Source organism: Hahella sp. CCB-MM4 (assembly GCF_002260525.1).
In the GTDB taxonomy this organism is placed as follows: Bacteria; Pseudomonadota; Gammaproteobacteria; order Pseudomonadales; family Oleiphilaceae; genus Hahella.
This window is the reverse complement of record NZ_MRYI01000001.1, coordinates 132925-148843: the sequence shown is the minus strand read 5'-3', so window position 1 is coordinate 148843 and position 15919 is coordinate 132925. Positions and strand designations below refer to the sequence as shown.

The 15919-nt window shown below is 49.3% G+C and carries 15 protein-coding genes; 10 read left to right on the top strand and 5 right to left on the bottom strand.

Features of this window, described 5'->3' with window-relative positions; translation table 11 throughout:
* Nucleotides 1-84: 84 nt before the first annotated feature.
* On the bottom strand, nt 85-1530 hold the full coding sequence (locus BTA51_RS00680) for a coniferyl aldehyde dehydrogenase (RefSeq protein ID WP_094705263.1): 1446 nt from the start codon (nt 1528-1530) through the stop codon (nt 85-87).
* Nucleotides 1531-1889: 359 nt separating this feature from the next.
* Between BTA51_RS00680 and BTA51_RS00675 the strand changes: the two genes are divergently transcribed.
* Nucleotides 1890-2597, top strand: coding sequence for a TetR/AcrR family transcriptional regulator (locus tag BTA51_RS00675; RefSeq protein ID WP_246840869.1), 708 nt, complete (start codon nt 1890-1892; stop codon nt 2595-2597).
* A 91-nt stretch (nt 2598-2688) separates the two neighbouring features.
* Here the strand turns inward: BTA51_RS00675 and yihA are convergent, their stop codons facing one another.
* Nucleotides 2689-3351 (bottom strand): ribosome biogenesis GTP-binding protein YihA/YsxC, encoded by a 663-nt coding sequence (gene yihA / locus BTA51_RS00670; RefSeq protein ID WP_094705261.1) that lies wholly within the window; start codon nt 3349-3351, stop codon nt 2689-2691.
* A gap of 200 nt (nt 3352-3551) precedes the next feature.
* Between yihA and BTA51_RS00665 the strand changes: the two genes are divergently transcribed.
* The 3 genes from BTA51_RS00665 to BTA51_RS00655 all read left to right on the top strand — a co-directional run bounded on the left by BTA51_RS00665 (nt 3552) and on the right by BTA51_RS00655 (nt 5983).
* A complete protein-coding gene (locus tag BTA51_RS00665) occupies nt 3552-4157 on the top strand; it encodes a cytochrome c (RefSeq protein WP_094705259.1) in 606 nt (201 codons plus the stop codon).
* 276 nt (nt 4158-4433) lie between these two features.
* Nucleotides 4434-5078, top strand: coding sequence for a thiol:disulfide interchange protein DsbA/DsbL (locus tag BTA51_RS00660; RefSeq protein WP_094705257.1), 645 nt, complete (start codon nt 4434-4436; stop codon nt 5076-5078).
* Nucleotides 5079-5176: 98 nt separating this feature from the next.
* Entirely contained in the window at nt 5177-5983 is an 807-nt protein-coding gene (locus BTA51_RS00655) for an endonuclease/exonuclease/phosphatase family protein (protein WP_094706016.1), read from the top strand.
* Between the two features lie 78 nt (nt 5984-6061).
* Here BTA51_RS00655 and rpmG read toward each other — a convergent pair whose 3' ends face one another.
* The 3 genes from rpmG to radC all read right to left on the bottom strand — a co-directional run bounded on the left by rpmG (nt 6062) and on the right by radC (nt 7352).
* Nucleotides 6062-6217 (bottom strand): 50S ribosomal protein L33, encoded by a 156-nt coding sequence (gene rpmG, locus BTA51_RS00650; RefSeq protein WP_020410649.1) that lies wholly within the window; start codon nt 6215-6217, stop codon nt 6062-6064.
* Nucleotides 6218-6228: 11 nt separating this feature from the next.
* The gene (rpmB, locus tag BTA51_RS00645; protein ID WP_094705255.1) at nt 6229-6465 is read right to left on the bottom strand and encodes a 50S ribosomal protein L28; all 237 of its coding nucleotides are present in this window, start codon (nt 6463-6465) and stop codon (nt 6229-6231) included.
* 212 nt (nt 6466-6677) lie between these two features.
* Nucleotides 6678-7352, bottom strand: a complete 675-nt coding sequence (radC, locus tag BTA51_RS00640) for a DNA repair protein RadC (RefSeq protein WP_094705253.1) — start codon at nt 7350-7352, stop codon at nt 6678-6680.
* Between the two features lie 146 nt (nt 7353-7498).
* On the opposite strand from radC, the gene coaBC reads away from it, so the two are divergent.
* The 6 genes from coaBC to argE all read left to right on the top strand — a co-directional run bounded on the left by coaBC (nt 7499) and on the right by argE (nt 15828).
* Nucleotides 7499-8722, top strand: coding sequence for a bifunctional phosphopantothenoylcysteine decarboxylase/phosphopantothenate--cysteine ligase CoaBC (gene coaBC, locus BTA51_RS00635; RefSeq protein WP_210404736.1), 1224 nt, complete (start codon nt 7499-7501; stop codon nt 8720-8722).
* 87 nt (nt 8723-8809) lie between these two features.
* Nucleotides 8810-9268 carry a dUTP diphosphatase gene (dut, locus tag BTA51_RS00630; protein ID WP_094705251.1) on the top strand — a complete coding sequence of 153 codons (459 nt, stop codon included), beginning with the start codon at nt 8810-8812 and terminating at the stop codon, nt 9266-9268.
* A gap of 285 nt (nt 9269-9553) precedes the next feature.
* Entirely contained in the window at nt 9554-12181 is a 2628-nt protein-coding gene (locus BTA51_RS30865) for a phosphomannomutase/phosphoglucomutase (RefSeq protein WP_094705249.1), read from the top strand.
* A 114-nt stretch (nt 12182-12295) separates the two neighbouring features.
* Complete coding sequence (gene argB / locus BTA51_RS00620; protein ID WP_094705247.1) at nt 12296-13204, top strand: acetylglutamate kinase; 909 nt, start codon at nt 12296-12298, stop codon at nt 13202-13204.
* A 96-nt stretch (nt 13205-13300) separates the two neighbouring features.
* Nucleotides 13301-14587 (top strand): hypothetical protein, encoded by a 1287-nt coding sequence (locus BTA51_RS00615; RefSeq protein WP_094705245.1) that lies wholly within the window; start codon nt 13301-13303, stop codon nt 14585-14587.
* A 74-nt stretch (nt 14588-14661) separates the two neighbouring features.
* The gene (argE, locus tag BTA51_RS00610; RefSeq protein ID WP_094705243.1) at nt 14662-15828 is read left to right on the top strand and encodes an acetylornithine deacetylase; all 1167 of its coding nucleotides are present in this window, start codon (nt 14662-14664) and stop codon (nt 15826-15828) included.
* Nucleotides 15829-15919: the final 91 nt, after the last annotated feature.

The window sequence follows — 15919 nt, the reverse complement described above, 5'->3', positions numbered from 1 at the left end:
CTGTTCTTGTTATTTTTAGTGTTCAATCGACACCGAAGAGTTTTCTGGTGTCGATTGATGCCTGATCGGCTTTTTTAAGGACCGCTATTTTATGAACAGCTTATATACCAAGTGATGCAACAGGGTGCCATGAGGCGGAAAGATGATTTTACCGCTATGGAACCTCTGCTTGGTGTGAACGCCTTTGGCGTTGGAGAACGTCAGAAAGCCTTCTTTGCCGTGATAGTGGCCCATTCCGGATTCGCCGACCCCTCCGAATGGCATATCATCCTGAGCGAAATGAACAAGTGTGTCATTGATGCACACTCCCCCAGCATGGGTCCGTTCCAGCAGTCGTTTCTGCTCAGATTTGCGATAGCCGAAGTAGTAAAGTGCCAATGGGCGAGGGCGGTTATTAATGTATTCAACGGCCTCATCAATGGTTTTGTAGGGAATGACCGGTAATAGTGGCCCGAATATCTCCTCCTGCAACACCTTCATGTCAGGCGTGGCATCCAGGATCAGATGCACCGGGAGTTTACGTGTGCCACGGCTAAAGCTCTCGTTACCCGGATTGATTTCAATTACCCGGGCGCCTTTCTGTTCAGCATCTGCCAGATACCCTTTAAGGCGCTGGAGCTGGCGCTCGTTAATCACGGCAGTGTAGTCCTGATTATCCTTCAGAGTGGGGTACATATCGTGGAATCTTTCGATAAAGGCATCCACAAAGGCATCCTCTTTTCCTTCTGGGCAAAGGACATAATCCGGTGCAATGCAGGTTTGTCCGGCATTGAACGCCTTGCCAAAGGCAATTCTCTCCGCTGCATCGGAAATAGGGACGTCTTCGGCTATTACGGCAGGTGATTTGCCGCCCAATTCCAAGGTGACCGGGGTCAGGTTTTCAGCCGCGGCTTTCATCACCAGCCGGCCAACGGCAGTGGATCCTGTAAACAGCAGATGGTCAAAGGGCTGTTTGGAAAATTCTCCGGCGACATCTGCCTCACCCGTGATCACCGTCACCAGATCTTCTGTAAATGTTGTTGAGAGTATTTCCCGTATTAGCTCAGAGGTTCGGGGGGTGAATTCCGACATTTTGATCATGGCACGATTTCCGGCAGCCAGAGCCGCCACCAGCGGACCCAGAGCCAGATTGACTGGATAGTTCCAGGGGACAATGATGCCGATTACCCCGAGAGGCTGATAGTGGATGGCGTTGTCTGCCGGCAGGAAGAGTAAGCCGACATGTCGCTTGGATGGCTTCATCCACTGTTTCAGATGCTTCAGCGCATAATTGATGGCTTGCACGGTAGGCATCAACTCAGCCAGCAGGGTTTCGTCCCTTGAACGGTTGGAGAAATCTTCATTCAAGGCATCGATAATTCGTTCCTGGCTGTTGATAATGGCCTTTTTTAAACGTAGCAACCATTCCCGGCGGGTTTCATAACCAGGGTTGGGGTTATGGTCGAAGGCCTTCTTCTGTGCCTGGAACGCCCGATTCAACCTTTGAATTTCTTTCTTGCTCTCGGTAATAGTGAGTACATCCGCAACCATGGTTTCCTCCTGACGTCACGAGCCATTATCGTGGAAGGGTGTTGTTATTCTTCTCAGTGACTTTTTGCGATCAAATTGCGATCAAAGTATTTTCCGAAATATAGCCAGCAAGTGTTCTGCATACTGAATAAAGGTTCTAAATGTCTGACAAAAGCGCATTAACGGAGGCGACCCCGTATTCTGTGCGCAGTGCAAAGTCACTTGCATCGCGATTAATATTTTTAGAGTATATACTCTAAGTGTCAAGTGCTCGTTTTATGATCTGGAGAAATCATTCAATGAGTTGGGGCGAAATGGCACTATGAGCGCAATGAAAATAAGCCTTAGGCCACTATATAAATAAAGCACCAGGTCCGGTTATGGATGACGTATCGGACAGTAACGTTGGTGACGGGGTAAAGTTATACATGAACACCAGAGAAAGAATTATTCTCGCCAGTCTGGATTTGTTTAATGAAAAAGGAGAGCGCAATGTGACTACAAATCATATTGCGGCTGATTTGGGGATTTCACCGGGCAACCTCTACTATCATTTTCGAAATAAGACGGACATTATTTACGAAATTTTTCTGCAATATCAGCTGTTGGTAGACCACTATTTACAAATACCTGATGATCGCCCTCTGACAATACAAGACCAATTCGAATATCTCGAAGCGGTATTTGATGGGCTATGGAGTTATCGCTTTTTCCATCGTGACCTTGAGCATTATCTGGATTCAGATATCCGGCTTCAGGAGGATTATCGTCAGTTTACTGTTCGTTGTATTGACAGCATCGCGAAAATCCTTGGCAGCCTTGAGCGAGCAGGTATTCTTAAGTCGTTAGGGGATGAAACCCGGCGGACATTTTCCCTGAATGTGTGGCTGCTGGTGACCAGTTGGATGTCGTTTTTGAAAACCGCAGTAGGACAGGATGTACATCTGATTCGAAAGGAAACTCTGAAGCATGGGATTTATCAGGTTATCAGCCTGGAATTGCCGTTTCTGCATCCGGATTATTATGACGATGTGGTGAAAGCGCAGGAATTGTTTAAGCCGTCATTGCTGGATTCTTTGTCAAAATAATCAATATGTCTGCCTGAATTAAGTATGCGTCCGCCTGAACAGTGGCGATGCCAGGGCTGAAGAGTGCTCAGCCCTGGAGATTTGATTTGAGTCAGAATTCTTCTGTCTGCTCTGTGTCAGAATCCTTGCCGATAAAAAACTGGTCCATATATTCGCGCACGTCATCTATGCCGGTCTTGGTATGAGCCGAAAATAGCTGTACTTCTATCGGTGTGGACCACTTGCCGAGGTCGCGGGCTACTTTTTGGAGTGTGTTTTTAGCTGCGCCGAATTTTAATTTGTCTGATTTTGTAAGCAGTACCAGTACGGGCAACTGGCGGGTTTCACACCAGTCCAACATGCTGCAGTCAAAATCACTCAGTGGATGTCGTATATCCATCACCAGGACCAAGGCCGCCAGTGTGTTGCGGCGTTCTAGATATTCCTGCATATGGCGTTGCCACTTTTCCTGCATGGTACGAGGAACTTTTGCGTAACCGTACCCGGGCAGGTCTACCAGGCGACACTGGTCCTTATTCAGGGTGAAAAAGTTGATCAGTTGAGTTCGGCCGGGCGTTTTTGAGGTGCGCGCCAGCTTGCTGTTTTGGGTAATGGTGTTGAGAGCACTCGACTTGCCTGCGTTGGATCGGCCGGCAAATGCGATTTCTACACCTTCATCTGGAGGGCAATGGTGAAGTTGCTCTGCACTGAGGAGAAACCGGGCGCTCTGATAGGATACCGGGCGCTTTGGGCCGGCTGATTGAGGTTTATTCATAGGTTTGAAATGACTGTGTTTATTCGTTCATGTTTGAAGTGATTTATGTATAATACCAGACCGTTTTAAGGGCGTCGGCAGATATTCAGATAAATTGTGCCGACAGGATGTGAATATTAAGCCTGGTTCAACAATTTATTGCATGAACTGGCAAATGAAAGAATTAACTAGAATCAACTGGTAGCTGACGGGGTCAAATGATGAGAGTGTTTGTAACTGGTTTGGTGCTTGCTTTGGGACTGGCTGGCCTGGCACATGCCGCAGGAGACCCGAAGGCTGGGCAGGGAAAAGCCGCGGTATGTGCGGGTTGTCATGGTGCTGATGGAAATAGTGCCGTGCCGAATTTTCCCAAGTTGGCTGGCCAGGGTGAACGGTATCTGGTCAAGCAGATTACAGATATCAAAAATGGTAAACGCACCGTTGTCGAGATGACAGGATTGACCGACAGTCTTTCCGCGCAGGATATTGAAGATATCGCTGCATACTTCTCCGCACAGGCGGCCACTGTGGGTAAGGCAGACCCTGCGTTGGTTGAATTGGGCGCCAAGCTTTACGGGGCTGGTAATATGGCCAAAGGCATTCCGGCGTGTACCGGATGTCATAACCCAGCAGGTGCAGGTAATCCTCCTGCCGGCTTCCCTAAACTGGGTGGTCAGCATGCTCAGTATATAGAAGGGCAGCTGATGAAGTTTCGTTCTGGTGAGCGGAGCAATGATGGTGAAAGTCGTATGATGCAAGACATTGCTGCCAACATGAGCGATGCTGAAATCAAGGCGCTGGCCAGTTACATCTCTGGATTGTACTAATCGCAAAAGATCTTTGAATCGTGTCCTACGTATAATGCCTACGTGGATGAATAAAGTTTAACGATGTGGCATGATTATGAAAAAGGCGGATCTATCCGCCTTTTTTCGTTTTAAAACAAACGGTTAGTCTGTGTTTGTTGGCGGGTAGATGTTACCGGTTGGTGGGCGGGAGGTGGATATTCCGTGCTGATCAGGTAAATTATCACGCCTGAAGTCTGTGTGATCTGTTAAATGCGGGTCGGTTAAGAATATTAGGATAACTGGTTGGAGAAGAATATGCGGAAGTCGCTGCCATTTGTTATGTGGGTGGTTCTGGCATGTATTGGTCTGGTGTCGAAAGGCGTCATGGCTGAGGATTTTGTGGATGGTAAGGATTATCAGTCATTGCCTGCTCAGGTTCCTGTAAGGGATAGCTCAAAGATAGAAGTGGTGGAGATGTTCTGGTTTGGATGCCCTCACTGCTATCGATTCGATCCAATGGTGACCAATTGGAAGAAAAAGCTGCCTGAAGATGTGGACTTCTGGCAAAGCCCGGCTGCATTTAATCGCACATGGAAGCTGCATGCTCAAACATTTTACGCCGCGGAGGCGCTGGGAGTTGCTGATCAGATGCATCAGCCTTTGTTTGATGCGCTGGCAAGAGACCATAAGCCTCTGAACTCGGAAGATGCTATGGCAGAATTTTTCGCCCAGCATGGTATCGAGGAAGAAAAATTCAAGAAAGCCTATAATTCATTTAGTGTGAAATCCAAAGTGCAGCAGGCAGTTTCCCGTGGCACGAGTTATCGTATAACCGGCGTGCCGGTATTGATTGTGAATGGTAAGTACCGTATTGAGCCTGGTCAGGCCGGAAGTTTTGAGCGGATGCTTAAGATTGCCGATTACCTTGTCGAGAAGGAGAGATCTGCGCAAGGTTCCTGATTTGGCAATTTCCCGGGGGGGAGTAAGGTTTGTATCATCGGGTGCGTGAAAAATTTGGTTCCCTGTTAACAAAACGATCCCCGGTCGTTCAGGGGGATATGGATGCTGCGGAAGAGTTTCCGCACCACAGCCATATCCGCCTGCTGAGTTTCAATATCCAGGTGGGCATTTCCACTGCCGCCTATCGCCACTATCTGACTAGAAGTTGGCAGCATTTTCTTCCCTCTCAAAATCGAAGCCGTAATCTGGATCGAATTGCCGCGCTGTTAAGGCAATATGATGTTGTTGCATTGCAGGAGTGCGATGGCGGCAGTATCCGTAGTGGATTTGTTAATCAGGTTGAGTATCTGGCAGAGAAAAGTGGGCATCCATATTGGTATCAACAGCTTAACCGCAATTTGGGGCGGTTTGCCCAGCATAGCAATGGGTTGTTGAGTCGCTATCGTCCATTGTCGGTTGCGGAATACCGATTGCCTGGGCTGATTCCCGGGAGAGGTGCGATTATTTCAACCTACGGGCACCCTTCCAATCCGCTCGTCCTGGTCATGATGCATTTGTCTCTCAGTGAAAAGGCGCAATGTCAGCAGCTAGAGCATATTTGTGAGCTCATTGAGGGGTATGAGCACGTTGTGTTGATGGGGGATCTGAATAACCATGCCGAGCAGTTGCTGAAATCTACGCCGCTGGGTAAATCAGGGTTGGTGTCTCTTCCTGATAGGGTGAATACATTTCCAAGTTGGCGACCAGAGCGTTCATTGGACCATATTCTGGTGAGTCCATCTTTACAGGTTCGGAATGCGGGGGTGGTGTGTTTTCCTGTGTCTGACCATTTGCCCATCGCGGTGGATGTCGCTTTGCCAACCGATTATCGGGATCGGTGTGCAAAAAGTGGGGCGGTATTTTGAGGGGTGCGTATCTAATATTGCGGACAATAAAAAACCCGGCTTGTAGCCGGGTTTTTTGAAGCTATCAAATAAGTAGCCTTATTTGATTTTTGCTTCTTTGTAGTTCACATGCTTGCGAACAACGGGATCAAATTTCTTGATCTCCATTTTTTCAGGCATGGTACGCTTGTTTTTGGTCGTGGTGTAGAAGTGACCAGTACCAGCTGAAGAAACCAATCTAATCTTCTCGCGCATATCTTAGCTCCTTACACCTTGATTCCGCGTGCACGGATATCGGTCAGTACCAGATCGATACCTTTCTTGTCGATAATCCGCATACCTTTGGTAGAAACACGCAGTTTAACGAAGCGCTTTTCACTCTCAACCCAGAAACGATGAGTTTGCAGGTTGGGAAGAAAACGGCGCTTGGTTTTGTTGTTTGCGTGAGACACATTATTTCCGGTTATAGGACCTTTGCCTGTAACCTGACAAACTCTAGACATTTGACTCGCCTCCAACCAAACGTTGGTACTTGTGAACCTTCAGGGTTTTGCTGAAAGCCAGCCAAACCCACGGATTCGTTACTACTGAAACCATAATTTCCGGGCGATCCTTTGCTGCTTCGCCCAGACCCGTAAAAAAGAGCACGACTTTATACCAGAAAACCTTTGTTGACGCAAAATTAATCTAGCATGCGCCCATAATTTTCTTGGCATCATATCCAGCCTCTTTCAGCAAAAGAGACAACATCGTTATCTCCGACGACAAAATGGTCCAGCACTCGTACATCCATTAATTTAAGTGCCTTTACCAGAAGGTCCGTAATGTCGCGGTCACTAATGCTGGGTTCCGCAACCCCGGATGGATGGTTGTGAACAAAAATAACGGCTGCCGCATTATATCTCATGACTTGCCGAATTACTTCCCGAGGGTAGATGCTGGCACTGTTAATTGTGCCCCGAAACAGTTTTTCAAAACAGATGACGCGATGTTGGTTGTCCAGGAAGAGTGCCGCAAACACCTCGTAGGGATAGTGCCTTAATTGGCTTCTCAGATAGTCTCGGGTCAGATCGGGGCTGGTGAGGGCGGTTTCTCTACTTAATGATTCCTTCAGGTAGCGTCGGGTTAACTCTGTGACGGCCTGCAGTTGAGCATATTTTGCAAGACCGAGCCCGGGGACAGCGCAAAAATCCTGGCGGTCGGCGTCCAGCAGATGACGCAATCCATCAAAATGCTGAAGTATTTCACGGGCGAGGTCCACGGCGCTTTTTCCTTGTATGCCTGTTCTCAGGAAAATTGCCAGCAGTTCAGCGTCGGTTAGGTGGGTAGCGCCAGTCGCGAGGAGTTTTTCTCGGGGGCGGTCTGCGACCGGCCAGTCGGTAATTGCCATAGGAATTTCCTTTTCCAATTGATTCGTCCAATGCGTTGCGGAACACAGGGTCTCAGATGAGGCGGATTGCCTTGCCATCGTGTGCATTATCCACAAGCAGATGCTATCTTAGCCGCAGTTCAATCTCAGGTAAAAGCGAAATCTCTATGGCAAGTGGTGCAGAGTTGACTGGCAGGCGGGTGGTTCTGGTCGTAACCGGTGGTATTGCTGCGTATAAGAGTGCTGAACTCACACGTTTGCTGGTTAAGCAAGGGGCTGAGGTTCAGGTGGTGATGACCGAGGGGGCGAAGGCCTTCATTACACCCCTGACATTTCAGGCACTGTCCGGGAAGCCTGTGAGAGATAGTTTGCTGGATCCTGCTGCTGAAATGGGAATGGGGCATATCGAGCTGGCCCGATGGGGAGAGGTGATATTGGTCGCTCCTGCCACGGCTGATGTGATTGCCAAAGTTTCTGCCGGATTGGCGGATGATCTTTTCAGTACCATTGCCCTGGCCCGCCGGTGCCCTTTAGTGCTGGCTCCTGCTATGAATCAAGCAATGTGGTCGAATCCAGTGACCCAGGCAAATGTTTCCCGATTACAGAAGTTGGATTCTCAGATTCATATCTGGGGGCCGGATGATGGGGATCAGGCATGTGGCGATATCGGACCTGGAAGGATGCTTGAACCACAGGTGATTTGCGATCAAATGGTCGCATTTTTAGCCGAAGACAAGCCGCTGCATGGAAAACGGGTGGTGATAACCGCCGGCCCGACACGGGAAAGAATTGATCCTGTCAGATTCATTAGTAATGACAGTTCCGGAAAGATGGGATATGCACTGGCCCAGGCATTTGTAAATTGTGGCGCAGAGGTGGTTCTGGTTAGTGGGCCTGTGAATATCAATACCCCCGCTGGCGTTGAGCTGCACGGGGTGGAAAGTGCTGCTGAAATGCTTGAGTCTGCTACGCAGGCTGTGGCTGAGGGGTGTGATATATTTGTCGCCACCGCAGCTGTTGCCGATTATCGTCCTGCATCGGCCGCTGAGCAAAAAGTGAAGAAGTCAGCTGACGCGATGACCATCGAGCTGGTTAAAAACCCCGATATCCTGAGTGAAGTTGCTGCACTTGAACATCCTCCGTTTTGTGTTGGATTTGCGGCCGAAACCCAGAAAGTCGTTGAGTATGCACAGCAGAAACTGAGCAGAAAAAAATTAAAAATGGTGATTGCCAACGATGTTTCCCGAAGCGATATCGGGTTCAACAGTGATCACAATGCAGTCACCATTGTTACTCATGATAAAGTTGAGCCTGTTCCTAAGCTGAATAAACAGGATTTGGCTGAGGATCTGGTGAAACACATTATTGCCGATTACGAGAAGACTCTGTAATCAGCTTTCCCGGGTATGTTCCTATATAGATAGCCATGTCACGGGATCTTTATTCAACAAACATATACATATAGGAAAGTTCAACCAATGACCAAACCCCTTCAGGTGAAAATTCTGGATTCGCGTCTGGGTAATGAGATCCCCATGCCTCACTACGCCACGGAAGGTTCTGCCGGCCTCGATATGCGCGCGTGTCTGAAAGAGCCGTTGACATTAAAGCCTGGAGATACGGTGCTGATTCCTACAGGGATGGCTATTCACTTGGATAATCCTGGAATGGCTGCTGTTTTGTTACCTCGTTCAGGTCTTGGCCATAAGCACGGTATTGTGTTGGGCAATCTGGTAGGACTGATTGATTCTGACTACCAGGGCGAGGTTATGGTGTCCTGTTGGAACCGCGGGTCAGAGGAGTTCACCATAGAGGTTGGCGAGCGTATTGCGCAGATGGTGATTGTTCCAGTGGTCCAGGTTGGTTTTGAAATTGTGTCAGAATTTTCTGATTCTGAACGTGGCAGTGGTGGATTTGGCTCGACGGGTACAGCCTGAGGATCTTCATCTGAGCGACTCAGGCGGGTGGTTTAGCCGTTGTCAGCGGGTATTTTATATGGGAATAATGTGAACCCGTTGGCAACCTTTCTGGAGTGCCTGCTGAATTTGACTAGAATAATGTATGGGATATGGTGGGTGACAAGCCCTGGTGCTAAACGGATTGTCAGAAAGCTCAGCCGCTTAGACTGATTGATCAATGTCCTCTGGATAAAGCTCCTCTATTCTTATCCTCTTGGCCAAAAAACGTATTCAACAACGGGAATCAAAGAGAATATTTCCAGCATGAAATTGGGAAAGAAAAAAGAATCCAAGCCCGGTAGCCAGGGGTCGGACAAAACGGCAGCTAAGAACAAGCCCCAAGATAGTATGAAACCGCCTTCAACCTATGTTGCGCTTGCGGCAGTGTTGGGAGCTGTTTCAGTTCTGGTGGCATCTCTGATTTTATACTCAACGACGATTATCCCTGCTCAGATTAGTCTTGAGAAAGAGAGAAACTCTGCTGCATTGAAAGCCTCTTCAGCAGTCTTTGGCCAGAAGCTTCAACAGATACAGGGCATGGTAAAGCACTACGCCGAAAATACCTCGCCGGAATCCCTGCTGACAGCGGAAAACATGGGTGGGCTCGAGCAGCGGGCGATGGGGGCCATGCCGGGTGCGATGCGCGTGGTGGTTTCTGCTACAGGCAGGGCTAACCGGGATAATCGGAAACCTCTGCCGGTCAGCTTTGCCAGTCTGGACTTGATTCGATCTGTTGAGCAGTCCGGCAAAGGACGGTTGGAGGCCTTTGTACTGGATAATCACTGGTATATTCAGGTAGTCATGCCCGTCATGGGTAATGACAAAACGGTCGCCGGCACAACCCTGGTGATGTTTGATGCCAAGTCGCTGGAACCGGATTGGAAATCAATGCCTGAAGGCGGGGTTCAGCTATTACAGACTGTATCGGGTACACCTCAGGTGGTTATTTCCAGAGGCCAGCAGACTACCGACAGCCTTACACAGGGAACCTCCCTGGCAAACTGGAAAGTAGCCTATTCTCCTGCTGTCGGTAGTGAGGCCTTATTGGATCTGATGATGTACTGGATTGTGACAGCCGTCGGAGCCATTATCGGAGCTGCATTTGCGGCAATGGCCGTGGTGATATTTCTGAAGTCTCTCAGAAAGGATGTCGGCATGGTGGTTGGGTATGTGGTGGCCTGTGTTCAGGGAGAGAAGCCTGCCCGCCCCCGCATCAAACTGGATATACTGCATTCAATGGTGGTGTTGGTCGAGCAGGCCAGAAAAAGTCAGAAGCCACCTGCCTCTGCCCCTAAGAAATCTGAAGCAGCCAAGCCTGCTGCCAAATCTGCTAAGCCGAAAGTGGACACACCTGTCCCGGCTCAGGCTTCTGAAGAACTAGCTGACGCGGAGCCTCTGTTTCAGGGCGATAGCCTGGATATCGATATGCTGGGGGATGACGAGGATCTCCTGGGACTGAACGATGATGATCTCAATATCGGTGGTGATGACGATATCGGCGTCAGCGAGACAGCTATGGTGGATGTTGATGCTGAAATCTTCAGGGCTTACGACATTCGAGGGGTCGTCAATCAGAACCTGACACCTCAGGTGATGCTGGAAATCGGTCGAGCATATGGGAGTGAAGCTGTTCAACGCGGGGTTGACCGGGTCTGTGTCGGTTATGACGGGCGTGATTCAAGCCCTGCGCTATCCCAGGCGCTGATAAAAGGCATTATCTCTACGGGAGTGGAAGTCATCAATGTGGGTATGGTTCCGACTCCGGTACTGTATTTTGCTGCCCATCACTTTAATACCGGTTCCGGTGCCATGGTGACCGGTAGTCACAACCCCGCCAACTATAATGGCATCAAAATGATGCTGGCTGGCGACACTCTGGCTCAGGATGATATCCAGGGCCTGATGCGTAGAATTCGTACCCAGAATTATGCCAAAGGGCAGGGTGGTGTCAGTGAGGCTGATATTAAGCAAGAGTATGTCGATGCCATTGTTGGGGATATTGCTGTAGCAGCGCCTCTGAAAGTGGTTGTTGATGCTGGTAATGGTGTGGCCGGGGATATCGCGCCCAGGCTGGTGGAAGAGTTGGGTTGTGATGTGGTGCCGCTTTATTGTGACGTTGACGGTCAGTTTCCCAATCATCACCCAGACCCGGGTAAACCTGCCAATCTGCAGGACCTGATCTCTAAAGTGAAGGAGGTGGGGGCCGACATCGGTATCGCCTTCGATGGTGATGGGGATCGTATTGGTGTGGTGACAGGGCAGGGTAAGATCATCTGGCCTGATCGTTTGTTGATGCTCTTCGCTAAAGATGTGGTATCCCGTAATCCTGGAGCGGATGTCATATTCGACGTTAAATGCAGCCGTCGGTTGAATGGATTGATTTCCAGTGTTGGCGGTCGCCCGGTAATGTGGAAAACCGGCCATTCTCTGATTAAGGCCAAGATGAAAGAAACCGGGGCGTTACTGGCCGGTGAAATGAGTGGCCATATTTTCTTTAAAGAACGCTGGTTAGGCTTCGATGATGGTCTGTACAGCATGGCAAGGCTATTGGAAATACTGGGGATAGACGACCGCGGTGCGGATGAGATGTTTGAAGAATTCCCGGAAGATATCAGTACGCCAGAGCTGAATGTGGAAGTGGGTGAAGCGGCCAAATTCCGGATAATGGAACAGCTTATTCAGCGTGCCAACTGGGGCGATGCCAATGTTTCAGGGATTGATGGCGTGAGGGTGGAATATTCTGATGGCTGGGGTCTGTGCCGGGCTTCCAACACCTCTCCGGTTCTGGTCTTGCGGTTTGAGGCAGAAACGGAAGATGCACTCGAGAGAATTCAAGAAACCTTCAAGAGGCAACTACTGGCAATTGATCCTGCCTTGAATCTGCCGTTCTGATTCAGGATAAGCGAAATCTTGGAATAAATTCAGCGTTGGCGTAAAACGCCAGCGCGGACAAAATTATCGATACCCCTATACAACGTTGGGGCATGAACAGGAGAAATTCCCGAAATGCTTGATCGCGAAAATGCCATGCAGGTAGCGTCGGTGTTGAGCAAAGCGCTGCCGTATATTCAACGATTTGCCGGCAAGACGATTGTCATTAAATACGGCGGCAATGCCATGACAGACGAGACGCTGAAGAACAGCTTTGCTCGTGATGTGGTCATGATGAAATTGGTGGGAATCAATCCAATTGTCGTGCACGGAGGGGGGCCTCAGATTGGAGATCTGCTGGCCAGGCTGAACATCAAGTCTGAATTCGTTAATGGAATGCGGGTGACGGACAGCCAGACCATGGATGTTGTGGAAATGGTACTTGGCGGACTGGTCAACAAGGATATCGTTTCCCTGATTAACCGGAACGGCGGCAAAGCCATCGGGCTGACCGGCAAAGATGCGAACTTTATCCGGGCCCGGAAGTTAGAAGTTACCCGGGCGAGCCCGGAAATGCAGAAAACCGAAATTATCGATATTGGTCATGTTGGGGAAGTCAGTAGTATTCGTCGCGATGTCATTACGATGCTGACAGACAGCGACTGTATACCGGTCATCGCTCCAATTGGAGTCGACGATGCCGGTGCATCCTACAACATCAATGCGGATCTGGTGGCGGGCAAAGTCGCTGAAGTGTTGCAGGCTGAGAAGCTGATTCTTCTAACCAATATTGCCGGATTAATGGACAAGCAAGGAAAGGTGCTGACAGGGTTAAGCACAGCCCAGGTAGATGCATTGATTGAAGACGGCACTATCCATGGAGGAATGCTTCCGAAGATTGATTGCGCTCTGAATGCAGTTAAGGGCGGAGTCAATAGTGCGCATATCATCGATGGTCGTGTCCCCCATGCAACGTTGCTGGAAATATTCACCGATGAAGGCGTGGGTACCCTGATTACCCGTAGAGGCGTCGATAAAAATTAGTTCATAGATATGACGAATGGATGTGGCCCAGGGAAAGGTTTAACAGTACTTCGGGCCCACGTATGACCTACTGTAGTACCGAGGATTCATGGCACCATGAGAAAACTGTTTACTATCCTGATACTGGGGCCTCTTGCAGCGTATATCGCCTTTGCAGCCAGTGTTTGGTATCAGACTCATCGTATGATAGCGGCTTTCCAGGAAGCCACATCGCTTCACCTGGCTTTATCTTATGGGTGGATCACTCCGTCATTGAACGGTGAAGTAACGATCGAAGATGTTGAGGTGCTTCCCTTTCAGCTCCGTGAGCCAATTCCAATTGAAGCGGTCAGCCTGAAATTCGACTCTCTGTGGGATATGCTGGTATTTGCTGCCCCCTGGAGAGTGGAAGAGGAAAACTTTGATCCACATGGATTGACATTGAGTATCCGCAACGCTCAGGTTCCCTTGACTGATAATTGGCTGAATTATGCCTCCGAAGAGGAAACATCAACGGAAGCGAGCTTTTTTGGGTTGGCGTGCGGTGATGTTGAAGACATTGGCTTGTCTGAGCTCAGGGATATGGGATATTCGGTGTTGACAGTGAGTGAGGAGTTTCAGATAAGACGCGATCAGGGGGATCCTGATGCGACAAGAATTCTGTTCGATGTAGATGTCGATGGAATGCAGCGATCCTCCGGTGAGTTGGTCATTACCAAAGGGCGTGGTCCTACCTATCAGCTGGGAGAGCGCACCATCGCACTGCCGGAGCTGAAAAGCATAACCTACGTACATGAAGATCGCTCATATATGAAGCGGGTGATGTTACTTTGCGGCAAGAAAGCGAATCTGGACGAGCCTGGCTTTATCGATGCTTCCGTGGAGAAAACGGTTTCCAAGCTTGCAGAGGCTGGTATTTCTCTTAGCCCTTCGTTGGTGAATGCCTACCGAACCTATCTCAAAGGGGATGGCGTTGCAGAGGTATCTTTCACGCCTGCTGAAAGTCTGGATGTAACGACATTGCCTTTCATCGAAGGAGACACAATCGCCGAGACACTGGGTTTTAGTCTCAAGTTGAATCGAGTCAGTATTCCAAATGCCTCCTTCGCAATAAATATCGAGCAGTTGACTACCTATCTGTATCCCCCGGAACCGGTGGTGGAAGAGCCTGAGCCAAAACCCAAAGCTCCCCCGCTACCGACTTTCCGTCCAATTGATATAGCGGAACTGGAGCTGTATCTCGATCAGCCTGCCAAAATCGCACAACACTCCGGCAAGGTCATGGAAGGTACTCTGGTTGCTGTAGAGCCATATCAGGTCACTCTGGAACAGCAGATACAATCTGGGGTTGTGAGTTTCCATATCAAAAAGAGCGACATCAAGGAAGTGCAGGTCCTGCAATGATTTTCAGCCTATAGGGGCCTCATCCTTGACTGCCGGGATACCAAAATATCGCCATAAATGGCCCGAGACTGTTAATGACAAGTAAATTGCCTGCTTTGAAGGACATGCTGGATGAACTCGTTCGTTGTCCTTCAGTGAGTAGTACCCAGCCAGCTTTGGATCAAAGTAATCGCACTATTATCGAGCTTCTTGCTAACTGGTGTGAACTGGTGGGCATGGATGTGGAAATCAGCCAGGTAGAGGGGCTGAAAGATAAGTGGAATCTGGTCGCTCGAACTGGACCGGGCAACGGTGGGCTGGTTTTGTCCGGTCACACAGATACGGTGCCCTATGATGAGGGAGCATGGCAGACAGATCCTTTTCGCCTGACCGAGGTTGATGGCTGTTGGTATGGGCTGGGAGTCTGCGACATGAAGTCCTTTTTTCCTCTGGCATTGCTGGCGATTGAAGAGGCAGCCCCATTCCTGGATAAACCTATAACGCTTGTTGCGACGGCTAATGAAGAGTCCGGCATGGAGGGGGCGAGCCATCTGGTCAAAACCACATCTGGTCTGGGGGATTTTGTTTTAATTGGTGAGCCGACAGGGCTGGCACCTATCCATCAGCACAAAGGGATACTGATGGAGGAAATCCTGGTTGAAGGTCTGTCGGGTCATTCCTCCAATCCGGCGCTGGGGAAAAATGCCCTGGAGGCGATGACTGACATCATCCTTGAGCTGCGTGGCTTGCGCCAGCAATGGCAGCAGTTATACCAAAACCCTGGTTTTGAAGTGCCAGTACCCACATTGAATTTGGGATGTATTCATGGGGGAGACAATCCTAACCGGATCTGCAAGAGCTGTCGGTTGCAGTTTGATGTGAGATTAATGCCGGGGATGGAAGTAGAGTTTATTCGTCAATCTATCAGCGGAATATTGCAACCGGTTTCCCGGCGATATGGTGTTGATATCCAATTGAATCCAATATTTGGTGTGGAAAGCTTTCACGAGCCAAAGGCATCGGAGTTGGTCAATCTCTGTGAAAGCTATACCGGTCGAAAAGCCTCCAGCGTCGCTTTTGCCACTGAAGCAGCCTACTTTAAGAGCATGGGCGCTCAAACCGTAGTACTGGGGCCGGGCGATATTGACCAGGCTCACCAACCTAATGAGTACCTGAAGCTTGATCGTATCCAGCCCATGCAGCAATTGCTTCGGAAGTTGATTCGAAAGCTTTGTGTCGATACCGCAGAGGCTGCTCGGTAACCTGTTAGCATTAAAAAGCTGCCTTATCGTTGAAGAAGCTTGATTTCTTGCCCAATTTTTATACTTTATCGCCTCACTTATATTACCCTGT